The organism is Nocardia sp. CDC153 (assembly GCF_035818515.1).
Lineage (GTDB): Bacteria > Actinomycetota > Actinomycetes > Mycobacteriales > Mycobacteriaceae > Nocardia.
Map to the genome: position 1 here is coordinate 596,288 of NZ_JAYKYU010000001.1, position 19,439 is coordinate 615,726.

Here is a 19,439-nt window from a genome sequence, read left to right on the forward strand (position 1 = left end):
CTCAGCCGAGTTGGGCGGCAAGGTCTTTCAGTTCACCTCGGGAGCCGACACCGAGTTTCGGGTAGGCCTTGTACAGGTGGTAGCCGACGGTGCGGTGACTGAGGAACAGCTGGGCGGCGATATCGCGATTGGACAGACCCTGGGCGGCCAGCCGGACGATCTGCAGCTCCTGCGGAGTGAGTCCGGTGGCCGCGCTTCGGGTTCGCTCGGGTGTGGTTTCGGGGGTGTGGGCGGCTCCGGCGGCGGCGAGTTCGTGGCGGGCGCGCTGCGCCCAGGGGAGCAGGTCGAGGCGTTCGAAGATTTCGAGGGCCTCCTGTAAATGGCTGCGGGCCTCGGCTTTTCGGCGGGCACGACGCAGCCATTCGCCGTAGAGCAGGGCGGTACGGGCGAATTCGGTGGGGCGGGCCTCGCGGTCGTGGATTCGGAGGGCGCTCGTGTAGTGGTCCTCGGCGTTGTCGTCGTCGAGCAGGGCGCGGCAGCGCAGCGTGAGGGCGTCGGCCCAGGGCTGGCGGATGGATTCGGCCCAGCCCGAGAAGTCCGCGAACGGCCGCGCGGCACGTTCGGGAGCGCCGATGCGCACCGCGGCCTCCACCAAGTCGGGGATGGCGCGCGTCGCGCAGATGTGATGGTTCATCGGGGGTCGGCTCAGGCGTTCGAACCGCGAGAGCGCGGATTCGGCACGGCCCGCGCCGAGTTCGAGCAGTCCCAGCGACCAGTGGGCCCAGGGCGCGCCGGGCGCGATCGCGCCGGGAGTATCACCGCCGAGCCCGATGTCGGCGTGTGCTCGACACTCGTCCTCGGAGCCGTGAAGAGCGTCGAGATGAGCCAGCGCACTGCTGAGTTGACGCACCCACTGCTGTTGTCCGGTGTCGCGCGCCAGATCTCGGGCCTCGACGACGGTCGTCCGCGCGTCGCGGAGTCGGCCGGTGAATATCTCGGTCTCGGCCACGAAGAACAGGGTGGTCGGCAATCGCCCGGCCGCGCCCGAGGCACGCTGTCGGGTCTCGATGGCGCGGGCCAGGTCGAAGGCCTGGTCGTCCTGGCCGCGCGCCAGCGCGATACCGCAGACGATCAACTCGATCTGCTCGGAAACTCCACCACGAGAACGGATCTCGCGCAATGCATCGGTGAGTGCGAGCGGAGTTCCCGGACCCCGATCGAACAGGCGGCTCACGTACCGCACGACCGGCGTGACGGCCAGATCATCGGATAGCCGCAGCCCGCGAAGATGTTTCAGAACCTCGGTCAACTCCGGCTCCCCCAAATACCAGCCGGTATGCAGGGCCTGCACCAGCATTGCCGCCGCCTGCTCCGGTTCGGCATCGGCAATGCTCATGGCCGCATCGACCAGCACTTGGTGCGCCCGCGGAAACTCGCCCTGCCAGAACCTGGCCAGCGCCTGCACCTGAGACAGTCTGGCGCGCAGCAGATCCGATTCGATACCCCGCCGAGCACCTCCGCCGTCCCGCCGAGCGATACCGCCCTCCCGCCCAGCCGCACCGCTCTCCCGCTCAGCGTCACCGGTGTCCCGCCCAGCGCTGTGGATTTCGTGTCCGGGATGCTCTACGCCCGTTGCGGCGCCGTCGGCTTCGCGCGCGGCGAGGTCGAGCTCGCGGGCCGTGCGGCGGGCCAGGTCTTCGGCCTTGGCCACATCGCCCGATTCCAGGGCGGCCTGGGCGGCGAGGGCCTGGCGGCGGGTGCGGTCGGCCGGGCGGTTGCTGAGGCGCGCCGCGCGGTCGTAGGCGGCGGCCGCGGCCTTGTAGCCGCCGCGTTCGCGGGCGCGAACGGCGTTGCGTTCCAGGGCTTCCGCGACCTCGGCATCCGGTCCGATGGTGGCGGCCGCCCGGTGCCAGGCCCGACGATCGGCCTGGTCCGGCGCGTCCAAGGCGTCTGCCAGGGCGCGGTGCACCGCCAAGCGCTGACCCATCGGGGTGCGCTGGTAGACCGCGGCTCGAATCAGTGGGTGGCGGAAGGTGATTCGGGTATCGCCTCCCGGTACGCGCTGTACCAGACCCGCCGCCTCGGCGGGCGCGAGGTCGTCCAGGCCGGTGCCGAGGGCCGCCGCGGCGCGCAGGATGACCGGCAGCTCACAGCTTTCGTCGATGGCCATGATCGTCAGGGCCACTCTCGTGCGCTCGGGTAGGCGGCTGATGCGGCCGTGGAAGGCCAGGCGCAGGCGGTCGGTGAGGGGCAGCGCGCCCGCGGCGAGATCGGCGGCGGGTTCGGCCGCCATGGCGAGGGGCAGTTCGCGCAGGGCCAGGGGATTGCCGCGCGCCTCGGCCAGGAGTCGGTAGCGCACGGCCGGGGTGAGCGGATGCTCGTCGAGCAGTGCGGCCGACGCCTCGGCCGACAAGCCGGTCAGCCGCTGTTCGGGCAGGCCGGTCGCCTCGAACGAGCCCTCGCCCTCGCGGACGCCGAACAGCATGACGATGCCCTCGGCGTGCAGTCGGCGGGCCGCGAACAGCAAGGCGTCCTGGGAGGCGCGGTCCAGCCAGTGCGCGTCGTCGACGACGACGAGCAGTCCCTTGCCCCCGGCATGATCGGTGAGCAGGGACAACACCGCCAGACCGGTCAGCATGGGCTCGCCGCCCCCGGATCCGAGCCCGAGCGCGCCCGAGAGTGCCGCGCGCTGCGGTTCCGGCAGGTCCGCGAGTCCGCCGAGAGCGGGGCGCAGCAGCAATTGCAGTCCGGCGAACGGCAATTCGGCCTCGACCTCGATGCCGGTGCCGCGCAGCAGCGGAAGCCCGCTCGCCTGCGCGGCGGCGTAGTCGAGCAGTGCGGTCTTGCCGATCCCGGCCTCGCCGCGCAGCACCAGCGCCGCGCTGTGGCCCGTGCGTGCGCCCTCGATCAGGTTGTCGAGCGCTTCCTGCTCGCGCTCGCGTCCGCGCAGCGGCGGAATCCGGTCGGCCACGGTCGTTCTCGTATCCATCGCCAACCATCATGGCCGGTTGGCGAAAACCTGCGCGTGACCTGGCTCACTGGGCGATCTTGTATTTGGTGATCAGTGCTGGTAGATGCCTATTTTCGCCTCTCTTACCGGCCGTCGTAGGCCGATTAATCGGATGAAATTTGTCGGACCCCGCCGGAATACTGAAGCGCGACCGATGAGTTGAGCGTCTTGTCCCCGTCTGTACCGGTGTGGCTCCGGTGCAGCACAGTCGCCGACTCGGAATCGGATCCACGCGCAAACCCCTCGAATACGAACACCGGAGGTCATTCCGATGCCCGATATATCCGCTAGCTCGACCAAGCAGCGGACGCCGACCGTCATCCGGTTGCTGGTGCTCGCGACCTTCACGGTGATCCTCAACGAGACGATCATGATCAACGCGATTCCGCGGCTCATGACCGATCTGCATGTGAGCGAGCGTTCCGCGCAGTGGGTCTCCACGGCGTTCATGCTGACCATGGCCGCGGTCATTCCGGTCACCGGTTGGTTCCTGCAGCGGGTCACCACCCGCAATGCCTACGCCCTGGCCATGGGCACCTTCCTCGTCGGCACCGCGCTGGCCGCCATCGCGCCCTCGTTCGGCGTCCTGCTGGTCGGCCGCGTGATCCAGGCGGGCGGCACCGCGGTCATGATGCCGCTGCTGATGACCACGCTGATGACGGTCGTGCACGAGAACGACCGCGGCCGGGTCATGGGCAATGTCACCCTGGCCATCTCGGTGGCCCCGGCCATGGGTCCGGTCATCTCCGGCCTGGTGCTGCAGATCGCGTCCTGGCGTTGGCTGTTCGTGCTGGTGCTGCCGATCGCCGGTGCGGTGACCGCGCTGGGTCTGCGCAAGCTCGAGAATGTCGGTGAGCCGCAGACCGGTTCGATCGACTGGCTCAGCGTCGTGTTCGCGGCCTTCGGTTTCGGCGGGCTGGTATATGGCCTGAGCAAGTTCGGCGTGGGCAGTGCCGTCACGCCGTCGCTGATCGTGGCCGGTGGCGTGGCGCTGATCGCCATCTTCGCGGTCCGTCAGATCTCGCTGCAGCGCAAGGGAACTCCGCTGCTGGATCTGCGGGTGCTGCTGGCCCCGACCTACGCCAAGGCGCTGCTGCTGATGGCGGTCGCGTTCCTGGCCATGATGGGCTCGATGATCCTGCTGCCGCTGTACCTGCAGAACCTACGCGGGCTGAGCCCGCTGGAGACCGGTCTGCTGGTCATGCCGGGCGGTCTGGCCATGGGTCTGCTCGGCCCCACGGTCGGCAAGATCTTCGACCGGTTCGGTGCCCGCGTCCTGGTGATTCCGGGCGCGATCGGCATCACCATCGCGCTCGCCGGGTTCACCCAGCTGTCGCTGACCTCGCCGTACGCGCTGCTGGTGGCGCTGCACGTGCTGCTCATGGTGTCGCTGGCCGCGGCCTTCACCCCGGTGTTCACGCTGGGTCTGGGCGCGCTGCCGATGCACCTGTACTCGCACGGTTCCTCCATGCTCGCGACCCTGCAGCAGGTGGCGGCCGCGTTCGGTACCGCACTCGTGGTGACCGTCATGACCTCCCGGGCGACCCACCTGGCCGAGTCGGGCCACAACCCGCTGGACTCCGCGCTGTCCGGTATGCGGTTGGCGTTCCTGGTGTCGGCGGCGCTGTCGATCATCGTGATCGTCATGGCGGTGCTGCTGCCCAACCGGTCCGACGCACCGGCGCACGGTGCGGCGGTCGCCGAGGTGGACGCGATCACGCTGGACGCGGTCGACGAGGCCGAGCTGACCGTGGTGGAGGCCGAGCTGAGCACCGTGGAACTGATCAAGGATTGATGCTCGAACACGAAGGCACCCATGGCTCTCGGGCCGTGGGTGCCTTCGTCTTTGCTACGTCGCCGCGTATCTACACCGCGAATTTCACCGCGAGCGCGATTCCGCATCCGGCGGCGATGACCCGCAGACTGTTGTGCGGCAGCCGCCGCGCCACCACCGGGCCGACCCGACCGCCCAGCAGGAAGCCCAGGGCCAGCGGCACGACGAAGGCCCAGTGCACCGGGCCGTAGAACGCGAATCCGATGGCGGCCGCGCCGTTGGCGCACATCGAGGTGAGGCTCTTGACCGCATTCGCGCGCTGCGGCGACCACTCGGGGTACCTGGCCGAGAGGATCGCGAGAATCAGAATCCCGCCCGCCGCACCGAAATACCCGGCGTAGACGGCGGACGCGAACAGCAGCAGCCCCAGTAGGGCGTTCCGCCAAGCCTTTCCGGCGTCGCTGGAATTCCGCCACCGTTTGGCCAATGTCGGCTGGGCCAGCAGGAACACCGAGGCCCCGCCGATCAGGAACGGCACCACGACCTGAAAGGTCGACGCGGGCGCGACCAGCAGCAGCACCGCGCCCAGCGCCCCGCCTATCGCCGCGACCACCCCGAGCCCCACCACGGTCCGCCGCGTTCCCGCCAACTCCTGTCGCGAACCCGCGGCCGCGCCGACCCCGGTGAAGATGAGCGCCACGGTATTGGTGACATTGGCGGCCACCGGCATCAGCCCCATCCCGAGCAATGCCGGATACGACACCAGCGAGGCCAGGCTGACGAGCACGCTGACCAGCCCGGCCGCGAAGCCGACACCGATCAGTTCGGTCGCCTCGAGGGCGGTCACCGCCGCTCACCGGGTGGGAAATCCGCGCGCACCCGAACATCCTACGAATCCGGCTCGGCGGGTCGCGGCGGGCCCACCGACCCCGGGCGATAAGCGTTCCTTATGGCTACGAGCGTGAGCTGCGCATTGGTCCGGTCGCTGTTTTCCAGTGAACTGATCTCATGAGCAACACAGCCGAAACCCGCACCGTCATCGAGAACTACATCCGCGCCCTGCAGACCGGCGAGGCCGTCGCCCGCCGCCGCGAATTCTTCACCGAGGACGCCACCTGGACCCTGGCCGGCGACCTCCCGACCTCGGGCACCTGGGTCGGCCCCGACGGCATCTTCGAGGGCTTCCTCCCCGCCATGCTCGCCCGCTTCGACACCACCCGGCCCATGAGCCAGGAGGTCCGCGCCGTCATCGCCGACGGCGATCGCGCGGTCGCCGAATGGACCACCCGCGCGACCACCGCGGCGGGGGAGCAGTACGTCAACGACGTGGTGATCGCCTTCCGCGTCGAGGACGGACGCATCGTCGAAGCTCGCGAGTACTTCGACACCGACTACGCCCACCGACTCCTGTTCGCCGCCAACTGAATTCCGTTCAGGCCCCGAATCCCGTTCGCCACGTCGGGAATCGCGGATCCCACCCCAGCGACCGGGCCAAGGTGTTCGTCGCCCCGCGCTCCCAGCCCGCCCGGCCGCTCGACGGCTCGGGCGCTGGCGCGCCGACGGCGGCGGCCAGCACCGGAACCCAGTCCCGGGCCGCCGCGGGCTCGTCATCGACGATATTCACCACGCCGTCGGGCCATTCCAGTGCGGCCACGGCGGCGCGCGCGGCATCGGCGACATGCACGAACGAGGCGACCGCGGCGTTGGCGGGCAATCCGCCCAGGAACTTCGCGGCGGGATCACTCGAATCCCCGTGCAGCACAGCGTCGGCGACGCCGCCCCGCCGGTACCAGGTCCCCGGCCCATAGAGCTGCCCGTACCGCAGCACCACGTGGTGATCGAGCTCGGCGACCGTATCCTCCAGCGCCACAATCCCATTCACCGTGGTGAGGCGCGGTTCGTCCGCTCCGAGATCCAACGGCACCGACTCATCGGCCGGTTCGTCTCCCGGCTCGTAAACCCAGGCCACCGATTGCGCCACGATCCGCTCGACCCCCGCGCGCTTGGCGGCATCCACCAAATGCCGGGTGCCTTCCCGTCGAATCCTCCCGTTGTCGGCGGAAGTCCCTCCGCTCAACGAGGTCAACTGGTGAATCACCGCATCGGGTGCGGCGGCCGCGACCGCATCGGCGACGGCCTTGGCATCGAAGACGTCGAGCACCACCCCCTCGGCTCCGGCGGCGCGCAGCCGCTCGACCCCTTCCGGCCGCCGGGAGGTCCCGACCACCTGGTGTCCGTCACCGATCAGTTGCTCGACAAGGAAACGTCCGATAGCGCCGGTCGCACCGGCCACGAATACTCGCATGATCCCTCCTGATATCCGGATCCACAGTCAATCGAAGACAATCACCTCGAGCAATGCGCTATTCCGCAGCACAACGATAAAGAGCACTTATGGCCCGATCGCGGTTCAGCCGAGGTGGGGGATGTGCTTTCGGATGGTGGTGACGGGGGAATTGGGGGTGAGGGCCAAAACCGTGACGGTGATATCGGTCGGCGAGCCCGATTGGAATTCGGCTGGCTCGCCGAAGATTTGAACCGGATTCACGGTGACGGTGGCCTGTTGGGGCCCTCCGGTGCAGACGGCGGGTGCGAGTGCGGTGCCATTGACGCCGGGGCCGTTGACGCCGGGCGCGACATAGGGTGTCGCCAGGAGAGTGACCGACAACTCCGCGCCCAACCCGGGCGCACACTGATACGAAATATTCACCACCGCATCACCATTGGACGCCGCGGCGGTATTGATGGTCAGGGGCGCGTCGGCCTGCGCGGTGCCGACGGCGAGGGTCGCAGCGGCGGCGAGTGCGCCGAGACCGGTGACGAGCTTGCGGGCGTGCACGATGAGTCCTTGCTGTCGGACGGATCCACTACCGCAACAAGCAAACCAACCGCACCGAATTTTTGGGACGTTTGCCCGAATCGAAGCAATTGTGTGATCTTCCCGCCGGGTCGGCGCGGGCGTCGTTTGTGATCGGGCGGTCCGGGTAGCCGGAAGTCATCGCCGCTGGCGAACGACTGGAGGTACATGGTCATGGCCGTATTGCTGCTGGTACTGCTGCTCGCCCTGCTATTCGCCGGGCTGGGTTTCCTGGTGAAGGTCCTGTGGTGGGTGGCGATCATCGTGTTGATCATCTGGGTGCTCGGGTTCGTGTTCCGCGCCACCGATTCCGCTGGCGCACGCGGGCGTTGGTACCGCTGGTAGTTCTCCCGGATCGACGGACGCCGTAGGGCTCACCGGGCGACGACACGCAAGGTGCGCAGCTCGGGATCGGCGGGATCGGGAACGTTCATCCCGGCCGCGACACCGGTGCGCAGGTAGTCGACGACCGCGGTATCGATCAGCTCCCCGGGCACGATCACCGGAATGCCCGGCGGATAGGGCGTGACCTGTTCGGCGGCAATGCGACCGGGTGCGCTTTCGATGGGCACTGTCTCGTAGCGGCCGAAGAAGGCGTCGCGTGGCAGCAGCACCGACTCGAGTTGCAGATCGCGGGGCGACGGCAGCCGAATTTCTTGTGAGACAGGGTTCTTCGGCTGGGTTCGCCACGCGGTGAGCGCGTCGACGAGGGTGTCGACGGTGGTCTTGTCGTCGGCCATGGACAGCGTGGCCAATATGCGGCGGTGATCGCTGAGCCCCAGGTCGATGCGCCGGTTCTCGCGCAGCCAATCCGCGATCTCGTATCCGCTCGCGCCCGTGTCGGAGACATCCATGAGCACCTGCAGTCGGTCGAGATCGTGCGAGGCCTCCGCGCCCAGCAGTTCTTCCCGCATGACGGAGATTCCGGGGATGCGGGCCAGCTCGTCGCGGGCGCGATCGGCGGTTTCCAATGCGGCACCGAGCAATTCGCGGCCATTCTCGACCATCTGGCGTCGCCAGCCGTCCATCGCCGCGTACAGCAGCACATTGGGGCTGGTGGTCATGAGCAGATCCGCGCACTCCCGCAGGTGGGCGCAGTCGACGAGGTCGCCCTGCACGTGGAATACCGAACCCTGTTCGAATCCCGCGCCCATCTTGTGCACGCTCACCACGCAGACGTCGGCCCCGGCATCCATTGCCCAGGTGGGCAATTCGGGATGGAAGGGCAGATGCGCGCCCCACGCCTCGTCCACGATCAGCGGTTTGCCGTGCCGGTGGCAGATCTCGGCGATCGCGGCGATATCGGCACACGTGCCGTAAGGGCTTGGGCTGACGATGAGCGCCGCCGCGGCCCGCGGATGCCGCTGCCACGCCTCCTCCACCTGCTCCGGCGACGGCGGATGCGAAAGGTGCCGTGCCGCATCCCATCTGGGCGCAATCCAATACGGCCGCACCCCCGAGAAAATCAACCCGGCGACGATGGATTTATGACTGTCCCGCCCGAGAATGAGCCCACCGTCCCCGCCCGCCACCGCGAGCATGGCGGCCTTCACCGACAACGAACTCCCACAGGTGGAGAAAAACGCGAACTCCGCCCCCACCGCATCGGCCATCAACTCCTCGGCCCGCTCCAGATACCGCCCTCGAGCCAACCGATCATCCAATCCCCCCGCCGCCAGCACATCGGCCCCCAGCGCATCCCCGAGCACCTCGACAACCCGAGAATCCGCCCCCCGCCCCTGCCGATGCCCAGGCGGCGTAAACCCATACCGCCCAAGCCGCCGATACTCGGCAAGCGCCTCGAGAACCGGAGCCCCCGACTGATCCATCGTTGCCATCACATAACTGACATAACCAATCGAACCGCCCTCAACCACCCGCGGACGAACTGCGGACCTCAGCGGGGGCTCGGCAGTTGAAGGCGGGCGAGGATGGATGCGATCTCGGCTGGATGTAGATGGACGCCCACGCTGACCCACCACACAGATGAGGGGCCCGCGAGTGTTCGTGCGAGAGTGGTTGATAGCTCCGGGGTTGGCCATCGACGTCTCGAGTTGTGCCCCCGGACGGGCTCGAACCGTCACTGGGCGGATTTTAAGTCCGCTGCCTCTGCCAATTGGGCTACGGGGGCGTCTGGGTCAGACTACCGAGCCGTACGGTCGTGCTGGTAGCAGGTATTCGGGTGGGGTTAGGGGGTGGGGGCGATCATGATGGGGGTTTGGACGGAGAGCAGCAGGGATTGGCTGGTGGAGCCGAAGACTTTGGCGGCGAAGCCGCCTCGGCCTCGGGTGCCTACCACCAGGAGTTGGGTGGCGGTGGACATTTCGAGGAGGGAGCGTTCGGGGCGGTCGTGGGCGGTTTCGCGGTCGATGCGGACGTTGGGGTAGCGCTCCTGCCAGCCGGCGAGGCTCTCGGCCAGGACGTAGTCGTCGAGGGCGTCCATTTCGGGGTCGTCGGAGGAGCCTTCGGCGTGCAGGGCGATGACGGCGACGCCGCGTACGGATGCCTCCTCGAGGGCCGCCTCGATGGCGGGTTCGCTGACCTTGGTGCCGTCCACGCCGACGAGGATGGGGCGGGTCGGCAGGTCGGGGGGCAGCGGGACGCCGTCGCGGACCACAACGAACGGGCAGTGCGAGCGGCGGGCCAGCACCGAGCTGACCGAGCCGAGCAGGGCGCGGCGCAGGGTGCCGCCGCCGCGCGCGCCCGCGACCAGCATGCGCGCGGAGTGGGTGCGCTCCAGAAGCGTGGGGACCACTGTGCCGGAGGCGAGTTCGGTGGTGACGGTGATGTCGGGTGCGGCCTTGGCGGCCTCCGCGGCGGCGGTCTCGAGCAGCCAGTTGCCGTGTTCCTCGAGCCGGGTGTAGTCCTCGGTGGTGAGGGTGGTGCCGAGCCCGAGCCCTTGGTCGGGTGTGATCTCGAGGACGCGCAGCAGGTGCAGGGGCGCGTGGTGCAGGGCGGCGGTGCGGGCGGCCCAGGCCACCGCGGAACCGGCCGATTCGTCCACGGCCACGATGACGGTTTCGCCGGTCGACATGCTGTGTCCTCTCCCACCATCGCGCGCTACGGCTCGGGGGCAGCGCCTACGAGATAGCTGACTAGTCGCTAACGACCCTACGCCCTACTCACCAAAAGCATCTGCGGCCGTGCCGAGGGTTTGCGAGGCCTACCCGTTGTGAGGGTCGCCTCCATCCTTCGATCGCCGTTCCGTTGACGAGTTTGGTGGATCTCGTTGGTGTGTCGGCTATTCGGGCTGTCGTGTCGCAACTGGTTTGCATAGTATCGAACGCGTGAGCGAATCCACCTCCGCGTTCGTGCCGTCCAGCGGGGCGACGGTGCAGGCATATCGATTCGCCTTAGAACCAACATTCGACCAAGAAGTTGCATTGCAGTCACATTGTGGTGCGGCGCGGTTTGTCTACAACTGGGGCCGTCGCAAGATTCTGGCCAACTGGGACCAACGCATCGCAGAGGCGTCGTACGGCCTCGCTGACGACGAATTGACTCCATGGATCAGTCCGTCCGCTTATGGCCTGCGCAAGGTGTGGAACCAGGAGAAGGACCGTATCGCGCCTTGGTGGCGCGAGAACAGTAAGGAAGCCTACGCATCTGGACTGGCGCAATTGGCAGAAGCGTTCGCCAACTACACGAAGTCCAAGCGCGGGGCCCGATCCGGGCCGCGGATGAGTGTGCCGCGTCGGAAGAAAAGCATGCGCGGCAATCTTTTACCGTTACCACCGGTTCGTACGGTCTCGGCGAAGGAAGCCGTAGAGTGACGATTCCGCGCGTTGGGGCGGTGCGTACCGGTGAATCGACCCGGAAGCTGGGACGGTTGCTGGCGAGTGGGGCTGCGCGCCTGGGATCGATGACCATATCGCAGGCCGAGGGTCGCTGGTGGGCGTCATTCACAGTGCATGTGGTGCGTCACGACACACAAGCGGCGCACCCTGAGGCCCGGATCGGGGTGGACGTGGGGGTCAAGTACCTCGCGGTGGTCTCACAATCGGTGCCCGGCATCACTGATAACGAAGGCCGGGTGGCGAATCCGCGCCACTATCTCGTGGCGCAACGGCGTCGGCGTCGTCTGGCACGCGTCTGCGCCCGCCGCTGTGGACCCGATCCCCGCCATGGGGCGGCGCCGTCGAAACGGTGGCGGAGGGCCAACATCAAGGCCGCCCGGCTCGAAGGGCGGGTCGCGGCGATGCGCCGCGACGGCTTGCACAAACTCACTACCGCGCTGGCAACCCGCTGCGGCACCATTGTTGTAGAAGACCTCAATGTGGCCGGGATGTTGAAGAATCGGCGGCTGGCCAAGCACATCGCCGACGTCGGCTTCGGTGAACTGCGCCGCCAACTCGGCTACAAGACCCGCCGCCACGGTGGCACGTTAGTGGTTGTGGATCGGTTCTACCCCAGTTCTAAAACCTGCTCGTTGTGTGGGTTCGTGAAAACCAAACTGGCCCTGTCCGAGCGGATGTTCGTCTGCGATCAGTGCGGTCTTGTACTCGATCGTGATATCAACGCCGCCAGAAATCTAGAGAAGTTGGCGTCCACGCAGAGTTGCGGTGGGACGGTAAACATGCCTGATGGAAACCGCGTAAGTCCCGGCTTGCTGGGAAGTGGTATCGCCACGGGAAGACCCGAAACTGCGGTTGCGGGCCAACCCTGTCCGAGTAATCGGGCAGGTCACGGAGGGAACCTCTTGTGAACGGTGTACGGGACTCGGCGACTTGCTTGCTCCCGGTGCAAAAGGAGCTGCTCTCCAGGTTGTTGGTAGAGGAGACAGGTCAGGGGTGATCGGGGGGTGGTGCGACCTCTCGGCACGGCGAGGACATGCGTCAAGGCCGCACGGCCCCGTCCGGCCAGAGCACCGTCACCGGCATGCCCCGCTCGCGCGCGGTGGCCACCACATCGGCGGTGCCCCCGTATCCGCGGGCGGGCAGCCCGTCCCAGACCGCGAGCAGTTCCTCGGACTCGTCGAGCATGCGCAGGCTGCCCGCGTGATGCGCGCGCGGATCGGACTCCTCCCGGTCCAATTCGATCACCCGATCCGCCTCGGTCAGCAGCCGGTCGTACACCCCGTGGTGGAATTCGGGCAGGCTGGCCCGATACCGCCGCGCCGGAACCACCGCCACCAGTCGCCCGCCGATATCCAGAATCGCCTGTGCGAACAGCGAATCCGGCCCGTCCGCGAAACAGCTCACCCCGACCAGATCGGCCGGTCCGGGCCGCACCCGCAGCGCCGCCTCGACCCGCAGCGCCACCTCCAGCCGCAGCGCCCGGTCCACCAGCGCGAGCGTGCCCGCGGGCAGCCCGCGATGCCCGGTAATCGCGACGCTCGTCATTGATCGTCTCGTCCGTAGAGGGTCGCGAGGGCCTCGTCGAGCGCCCTCGCCTCGACGGTACGCGCGGGCAGATCGGCGCGGAATGCCCTGGCCAGTCGGGTGATTCGCTCACTGTGATAGGTGAGCCCGACCAGCAGCGCCTCGGCCGCGAGCGCGCACCCGCCCTCGATGTCGCCCGAGCGCGCCAGCACCCGCGCGTGCTCGACCTGGGCCAGGGCGCGCGGCTTCTCGGCGGTGAGCGCGGCGTCGGCGTTCTCGAAGGCGATGTGCGCGGCGCGATGATCGCCCAGCCGGGTGAGCGCGCTGGCCTGATAGCGGGCCGCCTTGGGCCCGTCGAAGACGAACACCCACGGCCACTGCGGTTCTCCGCGTTGCCGATCCACCAGCCGCTCGGCCCGCCGCAGCGCGCCCAGCGCCCCCGCGCGATCACCGGTCGCGGCGTAGGCGACGGCCAGCAGCGACGACATCCACGCCCCGGCGCTGTCGGGAGCCTCGCGCCCCAGCTGTGCGGACGCGGTCCGCAACAAGGTCAAACCCGCTCGCGCGTCACCCATTTCGACCGCGTAGTGCCCGAGGCTGGCGGTCATGTACGACACCAGCAGCGGATGATGCGTCCGCTCCGCGTGCCGAATCGCCTCCACGTAGCGCCGCCGCGCCGCCGCGTCGTCCCCGCGATCGGCCGCCAACCACGCTGCCAGCCCGGCGATTTCGGATAGCGCGCGAAATCCCCCGGAGGTGCGCAGTCGATCCCGCACCACGCCCGCCACCAGATTCAGATGCGCGTCCACCACCGGCGCCAGCCGATCCGAGGGCACCGAGGACTCCATGCGCCGATAGTTGGCGGTCGGTCCGGCCATGGTCTCGATGAGCTCGGATTCGGTTGGCGCGGAATTCGACAGCACCACGTTGGTGGTCACCACCAGCGCGCTGGAAAGAAACTGCTTGCGGTTCACGCTCTCGTCATCCACCGCGCGATGCGGCGTGCGGAAGCCGAGTTCGGCATCGGTCGCCACATTCAGGACCGCTCGCAGGGCGGCTCGGTAATGCTTTCTGGGCCATGTCGTTTCGCCTCGCTCCCACTTGCCGACGTGTCGTTCGTCGACGGCCCCCCGCTTGCTGGTGGCCCGGAAGACCTGGTCGTTGACGGCGTCCGCCAACTCCCGGCGAGTCATCGATTGTCCCGGCGCTCCGGGTGATTCCATGCGCAGCCGAGCCTCGATGAGCAGCTCGTTCCGTCCGGTCACGGCATGCGGCCTCTCTGGTGGACCTCTCCCGAGAATAGGTCTTCCGAAGATTTGCCGTGCCGCCATGACCCCGATTTGCCCCGTACTTTCCCCATTGCACGCAATGGATCAATCCGGTCGCGCGGACCAACGTTGAAGTCGGCACAGTCGGCGGCAGCGCACAGCCCAAAGGGATAGCCATGACATCGGAACCCAGCGCCATCGGATGGTTGCGGAGCGACATATCCGGCGATCGGCGGGAATGGGATGAGGCCCGAATACGCGGTTTGGCCCACCGCCTCGGCTACGACCTGCGCAAGACGGTGGTGTTCGGCCCTTGGACCGACCGACCGGTCCACCGCCTACGCATGCTCGTCTCCCGGCTCGACCTGGAGGCCGTGATCGTGCCCAGCGTCGATCATTTCGAAGGAGGTTGCGTCCCGCCCGAATTGGTGGCCGTCACCGACATCATCACGGTGTTCCCGGAGAACACCTACGCCCGCTACGCGGCCGGAAATCTACCGGAGCGGTTCCAGGCGTAGCGGGCGGCGGCGGCGAAAAACCGCGGACTGGTCAGCGACGAGTAAGCGGCGGGCGAAGACCGAGATGTTCGCGGAGGGTTGTCCCGGTATAGCTCGTCCGATACGAACCGCGGTCCTGGAGTTCGGGAACGAGGAGATCGACGATCTCGTCGAGACCAGTCGGGACCTTGTACGGGGTGATGTTGAAGCCGTGGCTCGCGCCGTGACGGACCCAGCGGGTGAGTTCGTCGGCGACCTGGCTCGGGGTGCCCGCGAAGCCGAAACGGGCAGTGGTCTCGATGGCGACCTGCCGCAGCGTCAGTCGCTTCGAGTCGGCCAGCGCGCGCCACTGCGCCACGACGACGCCGCGATCCTGTCCGTCGCGCTGTGCGCCACGGGTGGACGAGATCACCGATGGCTCCGGATCTTCCGCGGGCAGTGGGCCGTCCGGATCCAGATGCGAGAGGTCGCGTCCCCAGACCTGCCCGGCCAGGGAGAGCGCGGTCGCGCCGGTGATCTGTTGTTCGAGTACCCAGCGCCGCTTGTCCTCGACCTCGGCGGCATTGTCGGCCAACACGATCTGCGTGCCCGGCAGAATGCGAATGTCATCGGCCGGACGGCCCGCCGCCACCAATCGAGCGCGGATATCGTTGGCGAATTCGAGGGCCGGGTCGAAATGAGTTCCGAAGGGGGAGAAGATGACCTCCGCCTGCGCGGCCGCGAAATCGCGTCCGGCGGGGGAGACCCCGGCCTGGAAGATCACCGGATGCCCCTGGGCGCTGCGCGGCACGGTCGGTGTGATCGCCACCCGGAAGTGCGCGCTGTCGCGTTCGACAGTGCGAATCTCGGTGTCGGACCAGCCATCCCATATTTCCCGTGCGAGGCTGAGGAATTCGGCCGCCCGTTCATAGCGCAGCGCGTGATCCAGGAAGCCCCCCTTGCGGAAATTCTCACCGGTCCAGGCATTGTCGGTGGTCACCACGTTCCAACCGGCGCGCCCGCCGGAGAGCGCATCCAGGCTCGCCAGCCGCCGCGCCAGATCGGCGGGCTCGTTGTAGGTGGCGTTCTGCGTGGCCACCAACCCGATACGACGGGTGAGTCCCGCCAGCGCGGCCAATTGCGTGATGGCGTCGGGCCGCCCGGCGATATCGGTGTCCAGCAGCTGCCCGTCCTGTTCGCGCAGGCGCAGGCCCTCGCCGAGGAAGAACGCGTCGAACAGCCCGCGTTCGGCGGTGGTGGCGACGCGGCGGAAGCTCTCGAAGTCGATCTGCGAACCGCTGCTGGGATCCGACCAGATCGTGCTGTGATTGACGCCCTGGAAGAAAATCCCGAAATGCACCTGGGCGTCGGGGAAGGGGGCCTCGGTCATCGGGCGAGCTCCTTGGCGTAGCGGTTGGCGGGGCGGGGCAGGCCCAGGTTCGCGCGCAGCGTCGAACCGGGGACCGGGCGATGGGCGAGACCCGCGCGCAGCAGGGCGGGCAGGACGTAGCGCGCGAGGAACGGGAGCTCGGCATCGACGGCGGCCGGACGCAGCCGGGCACCGTCGGTGATCGTCGAAAGCTCGGTGAGCCGGGCGACCAGGTCGGCGGCCGCCCCGGGGCCGTCCAGGGCGATCTCGAGATCGGCGAGCACGCGCGGAATCCCGGCCGCGCGGGCGCTTTCGACCGCCTCCCGGATCTCGGACGGTGTCGCGCCACCCACCAATGCCACGTCGATGCCTTCGTCTTCGGTTGTGCCGTAACCGAAGACGACGACCTGGCCCTGCGGCGGTCGCGGCACGATCGCGGGTCCCTTCACCGAGAAGGTCTCGCCGATGAAGTCGATGTGGTGCAGTTTGTCGCGATTCAGGAATTTCCCGGCTGCGTAGTCGCGCACGACCGCGTCGTCCTCCCACGAATCCCACAGCCGCCGTGCGACTTCGATGGCATCGACGCGCTCGCGCCTGATCTCGGACTCGGTCACGCGCGGTGTCGCGCCCCAGGTCCGCGCCGTGCCCGGATCGTCGATGGCGAGCCATCCGGCCCGCCCGCGCGAGGCGTAGTCCAGGGTCGCCAGCTGTGACGAGAGGTGGAACGGTTCGGCGTAGGTGGGCGCGAGGGCCGGGACCAGGCCGAGGGTGCTGGTGGTGGCGGCCACGAAACCGGCTCGTACGCCGGCATCGAGCCGGATGTCCGAGGGACCCGCGGGCGGGTCGAGGGAGTCGCCGATGGTCGCGAAGGTGAATCCCGCGTTCTCGGCCGCGTGCACGCGCGCCTGCCAGTCGGCGGGGTGGCCGGCCCCGTCGAGTTCGATTCCCAACGCGAACAGGCCCGTTCGGTATGCGCTCTCACTCGCCATGGGTTTGACGATCGTCGAACTGTGCGAGGTGGGACATGGTTGCCATCAGCGTGATCCGAACCCCGCCGCGGGCGGTGAGCCAGTTCACAGGACGGCACCTTGCATATACCCCTAGGGGGTATTAATTTGATCTTCCGTAAGGCACCGAAAGCAGTTGAGAGGAACCAGAAATGACCACCCAGGCGCACACCGAACATCACAACCACGCTGCTCACGGTGACCACACCGCCCATGCCGATCACGCCGCGCATGCTGGCCATGCCGCTCACGATCCGCACGCTGGCCACGACGCACACGCCGGGCATGCCGCACACGGCGGCGGCCTGCCGGGCGGGTTGCAGATCACGCAGGACGGCTACACCCTCGAGCTCGCCGAGAAGATCGTCGCCGCAGGCGAAATCGAGTTCCGCTTCCGCATCCTCGGCCCGGATGGCCGGGCGGTCACCGACTTCGACGCCATCCACGACAAGGAACTGCACCTGATCGTCGTGCGGCGCGAGCTGACCGGCTTCTGGCACGTCCACCCGGAGCGCGCCGCCGACGGCACCTGGTCGGTCACCCTGAACCTCCCCGAGGCGGGCGCGTACCGCGCGTTCACCGACATCAACCCCGAGGCGCTGGGTCGAACCATCACTCTCGGTGCGGATTTCGCCATCGCGGGCGACTACCGGCCGCAGGTCGCCCCCGCGCCGGAGCGCACCGTCACCGTCGACGGCTACGAGGTCACCCTGGACGGCGATCTGGTGCCGGGCGAGGGCCGCCTGCTCACCCTCACCGTGCGCAAGGACGGCGACCCCGTCACCGATCTGCAGCCCTACCTGGCCGCCTACGGGCACCTGGTGATCCTGCGCGCCGGTGACCTGGCCTACGTCCACGTGCACCCGAACGGCGCGCCCGGCGACGGCGTCACCGCCCCCGGCCCCGAAATCACCTTCCACACCGAGGTTCCCGGCCGCGGCACCTACCGCCTGTTCCTGGACTTCAAGCACGGCGACAAGGTCCGCACCGCCGCGTTCACCCTGCCCACCACCCACTGATCCCACTCGTCGAACGGAACAGCCATGTGCGCCTGTCGATGTCACCGCAGCCGTGATCCACCCGACCTTCCCGAAAGAAGTCTCAGCAATGCGTACCATGCCCCTGGCCGTCTGGGCCCTGGTCATCGCCGCTTTCGCCATGGGCGCCGACGAATTCGTCGTCGCCGGCGTGGTGACGGAGATGGCGAACTCCCTACACGTATCCCTCGGAGCCGTAGGCCGATTCGAGAGCGCGTACGCTCTCGGCGTCGCCATCGGCGCACCCCTGTTCACCGCGATCGGCAGCCGCGTCAGCCGCCGGTTCATGCTGCTGGCCACCACCGGCGTCTTCCTCGCCGGAAACACCCTGTCCCTGCTCGGCCCCACCTACGACACCATCCTGGCCGGGCGCCTCATCGCCGCCCTGGCGCACGGAGCCTTCTTCGGCATCGCGGCCCTCTTCGCCGCCGAACTGGTCCCCACCGCGAAACAAGGGCGAGCCATCGCCACGGTCTTCGCGGGCTCGACCGCCGCGACGATTCTCGGCGCACCCATCGGCGCGGCCGTCGGCAAGGCCCTCGGCTGGCGGGCCACCTTCGGCACCCTCGTCCTCTTCGGCGTCCTCGCCGCCGTTGGCCTGATCCTCTTGATCCCCAAGTCGATCGGCCGTGAGCGCGCCCGGACCGTCGGCCACGCCCATGGCCACGCCCATGGCGAGGAGGCGGACGGCGCGGAGCTCGATGCGCACGCCCGGATGCACATGGCCGCCAATGGCGGTGCGCCGTTGCGGGATCAGCTGCGGGCGTTGCGGCGGCCCGCGGTGTGGATCGGGTTGTCGACCACGCTGTTGGGCTACGGCGGGGTGTTCACCAGCTACGTGTATCTCGCACCGCAGCTGACCGAGGCCACCGGGCTCGGAAAGCAGTGGGTGACACCGATGTTCCTGCTGTTCGGCATCGGACTGTTCGCCGGAAATCAGCTCGGCGGCAAGCTGGCGGACCGGAATCTGCGCCTGGCCCCGGTGGTTTCGATCGGCGCGCTGGCCGTGACCCTCTTCGCGCTGACCCTGCTCATCCACAATCCGATCACCGCGGCCCTGGGCCTGCTCGCCTACGGTGTGGCCGCCTTCTCGGTGGTGGCTCCCCTGCAACTGCGAGTCATGCAGCAGGCCGGGGACGCACCGGATATCGCCTCGGCCGCCAATATCTCCGCCTTGACCCTCGGTTCGGCCCTGGGCATCTGGCTCGGCGGCGCGGCCATCGACGGCGGCCTCGGCGTCACCTCGGTGAACTGGGTCGGCGGCCTCATTGCCACGGCGGGCCTGGCACTGACCCTCGTCTCGCTCCGCCTGGACCGGATCATCGCCCCCGACCCCTTCGAGAGCGAGCCGATCCACCTGACACACCACCACTGAAACAC

Annotated in this window: 18 protein-coding genes and 1 tRNA gene; 8 read left to right on the top strand and 11 right to left on the bottom strand. The window is 68.3% G+C overall.

All coding sequences use genetic code 11. The annotated features are described in order from the left end of the window. Position 1: 1 nt before the first annotated feature. A complete protein-coding gene (locus VMT65_RS02650; protein WP_326306291.1) occupies positions 2-2,929 on the bottom strand; it encodes a helix-turn-helix transcriptional regulator in 2,928 nt (975 codons plus the stop codon). A gap of 292 nt (positions 2,930-3,221) precedes the next feature. Between VMT65_RS02650 and VMT65_RS02655 the strand changes: the two genes are divergently transcribed. Beyond that, positions 3,222-4,745: an MDR family MFS transporter gene (locus VMT65_RS02655; RefSeq protein WP_326306292.1), complete on the top strand. Its 1,524-nt coding sequence runs from the start codon at positions 3,222-3,224 to the stop codon at positions 4,743-4,745. Between the two features lie 70 nt (positions 4,746-4,815). Here VMT65_RS02655 and VMT65_RS02660 read toward each other — a convergent pair whose 3' ends face one another. Further along, positions 4,816-5,571 carry a sulfite exporter TauE/SafE family protein gene (locus VMT65_RS02660; protein WP_326306293.1) on the bottom strand — a complete coding sequence of 252 codons (756 nt, stop codon included), beginning with the start codon at positions 5,569-5,571 and terminating at the stop codon, positions 4,816-4,818. A gap of 161 nt (positions 5,572-5,732) precedes the next feature. Between VMT65_RS02660 and VMT65_RS02665 the strand changes: the two genes are divergently transcribed. Beyond that, a complete protein-coding gene (locus VMT65_RS02665) occupies positions 5,733-6,149 on the top strand; it encodes a nuclear transport factor 2 family protein (protein WP_326306294.1) in 417 nt (138 codons plus the stop codon). A 7-nt stretch (positions 6,150-6,156) separates the two neighbouring features. On the opposite strand, the gene VMT65_RS02670 is transcribed toward VMT65_RS02665, so the two are convergent. Both VMT65_RS02670 and VMT65_RS02675 read right to left on the bottom strand, forming a co-directional pair. Next, the gene (locus VMT65_RS02670; RefSeq protein WP_326306295.1) at positions 6,157-7,029 is read right to left on the bottom strand and encodes an NAD-dependent epimerase/dehydratase family protein; all 873 of its coding nucleotides are present in this window, start codon (positions 7,027-7,029) and stop codon (positions 6,157-6,159) included. A 105-nt stretch (positions 7,030-7,134) separates the two neighbouring features. Continuing rightward, positions 7,135-7,563: a hypothetical protein gene (locus VMT65_RS02675; protein ID WP_326306296.1), complete on the bottom strand. Its 429-nt coding sequence runs from the start codon at positions 7,561-7,563 to the stop codon at positions 7,135-7,137. A 192-nt stretch (positions 7,564-7,755) separates the two neighbouring features. Between VMT65_RS02675 and VMT65_RS02680 the strand changes: the two genes are divergently transcribed. Continuing rightward, the gene (locus VMT65_RS02680; protein ID WP_326306297.1) at positions 7,756-7,926 is read left to right on the top strand and encodes a hypothetical protein; all 171 of its coding nucleotides are present in this window, start codon (positions 7,756-7,758) and stop codon (positions 7,924-7,926) included. Positions 7,927-7,955: 29 nt separating this feature from the next. Here the strand turns inward: VMT65_RS02680 and VMT65_RS02685 are convergent, their stop codons facing one another. The 3 genes from VMT65_RS02685 to VMT65_RS02695 form a co-directional block, all read right to left on the bottom strand. After that, positions 7,956-9,410 (bottom strand): aminotransferase class I/II-fold pyridoxal phosphate-dependent enzyme, encoded by a 1,455-nt coding sequence (locus tag VMT65_RS02685; RefSeq protein ID WP_326307420.1) that lies wholly within the window; start codon positions 9,408-9,410, stop codon positions 7,956-7,958. Between the two features lie 228 nt (positions 9,411-9,638). Next, a tRNA-Leu gene (locus VMT65_RS02690) sits at positions 9,639-9,712 on the bottom strand. A gap of 57 nt (positions 9,713-9,769) precedes the next feature. Further along, complete coding sequence (locus VMT65_RS02695; RefSeq protein ID WP_326306298.1) at positions 9,770-10,615, bottom strand: universal stress protein; 846 nt, start codon at positions 10,613-10,615, stop codon at positions 9,770-9,772. A gap of 253 nt (positions 10,616-10,868) precedes the next feature. Here VMT65_RS02695 and VMT65_RS02700 point away from each other — a divergent pair, with 253 nt between their 5' ends. Beyond that, on the top strand, positions 10,869-11,354 hold the full coding sequence (locus VMT65_RS02700) for a helix-turn-helix domain-containing protein (RefSeq protein ID WP_326306299.1): 486 nt from the start codon (positions 10,869-10,871) through the stop codon (positions 11,352-11,354). Beyond that, positions 11,249-12,286: an RNA-guided endonuclease TnpB family protein gene (locus VMT65_RS02705; RefSeq protein ID WP_326307421.1), complete on the top strand. Its 1,038-nt coding sequence runs from the start codon at positions 11,249-11,251 to the stop codon at positions 12,284-12,286. Before VMT65_RS02700 ends, VMT65_RS02705 begins: the two co-directional genes overlap by 106 nt. A gap of 130 nt (positions 12,287-12,416) precedes the next feature. Here the strand turns inward: VMT65_RS02705 and VMT65_RS02710 are convergent, their stop codons facing one another. Then, positions 12,417-12,923: a hypothetical protein gene (locus VMT65_RS02710; protein ID WP_326306300.1), complete on the bottom strand. Its 507-nt coding sequence runs from the start codon at positions 12,921-12,923 to the stop codon at positions 12,417-12,419. Beyond that, positions 12,920-14,167 (bottom strand): hypothetical protein, encoded by a 1,248-nt coding sequence (locus VMT65_RS02715; RefSeq protein WP_326306301.1) that lies wholly within the window; start codon positions 14,165-14,167, stop codon positions 12,920-12,922. Before VMT65_RS02715 ends, VMT65_RS02710 begins: the two co-directional genes overlap by 4 nt. A 179-nt stretch (positions 14,168-14,346) precedes the next feature. Here VMT65_RS02715 and VMT65_RS02720 point away from each other — a divergent pair, with 179 nt between their 5' ends. Next, positions 14,347-14,688 (top strand): hypothetical protein, encoded by a 342-nt coding sequence (locus VMT65_RS02720; protein WP_326306302.1) that lies wholly within the window; start codon positions 14,347-14,349, stop codon positions 14,686-14,688. A 31-nt stretch (positions 14,689-14,719) separates the two neighbouring features. Here the strand turns inward: VMT65_RS02720 and VMT65_RS02725 are convergent, their stop codons facing one another. After that, the gene (locus VMT65_RS02725; RefSeq protein ID WP_326306303.1) at positions 14,720-16,036 is read right to left on the bottom strand and encodes an NtaA/DmoA family FMN-dependent monooxygenase; all 1,317 of its coding nucleotides are present in this window, start codon (positions 16,034-16,036) and stop codon (positions 14,720-14,722) included. Further along, positions 16,033-17,004 (bottom strand): LLM class flavin-dependent oxidoreductase, encoded by a 972-nt coding sequence (locus VMT65_RS02730; RefSeq protein WP_326306304.1) that lies wholly within the window; start codon positions 17,002-17,004, stop codon positions 16,033-16,035. Before VMT65_RS02730 ends, VMT65_RS02725 begins: the two co-directional genes overlap by 4 nt. 170 nt (positions 17,005-17,174) lie before the next feature. Here VMT65_RS02730 and VMT65_RS02735 point away from each other — a divergent pair, with 170 nt between their 5' ends. Next, positions 17,175-18,041 (top strand): hypothetical protein, encoded by an 867-nt coding sequence (locus VMT65_RS02735; protein WP_326306305.1) that lies wholly within the window; start codon positions 17,175-17,177, stop codon positions 18,039-18,041. A gap of 88 nt (positions 18,042-18,129) precedes the next feature. Continuing rightward, a complete protein-coding gene (locus VMT65_RS02740) occupies positions 18,130-19,434 on the top strand; it encodes an MFS transporter (RefSeq protein ID WP_326306306.1) in 1,305 nt (434 codons plus the stop codon). Positions 19,435-19,439: the final 5 nt, after the last annotated feature.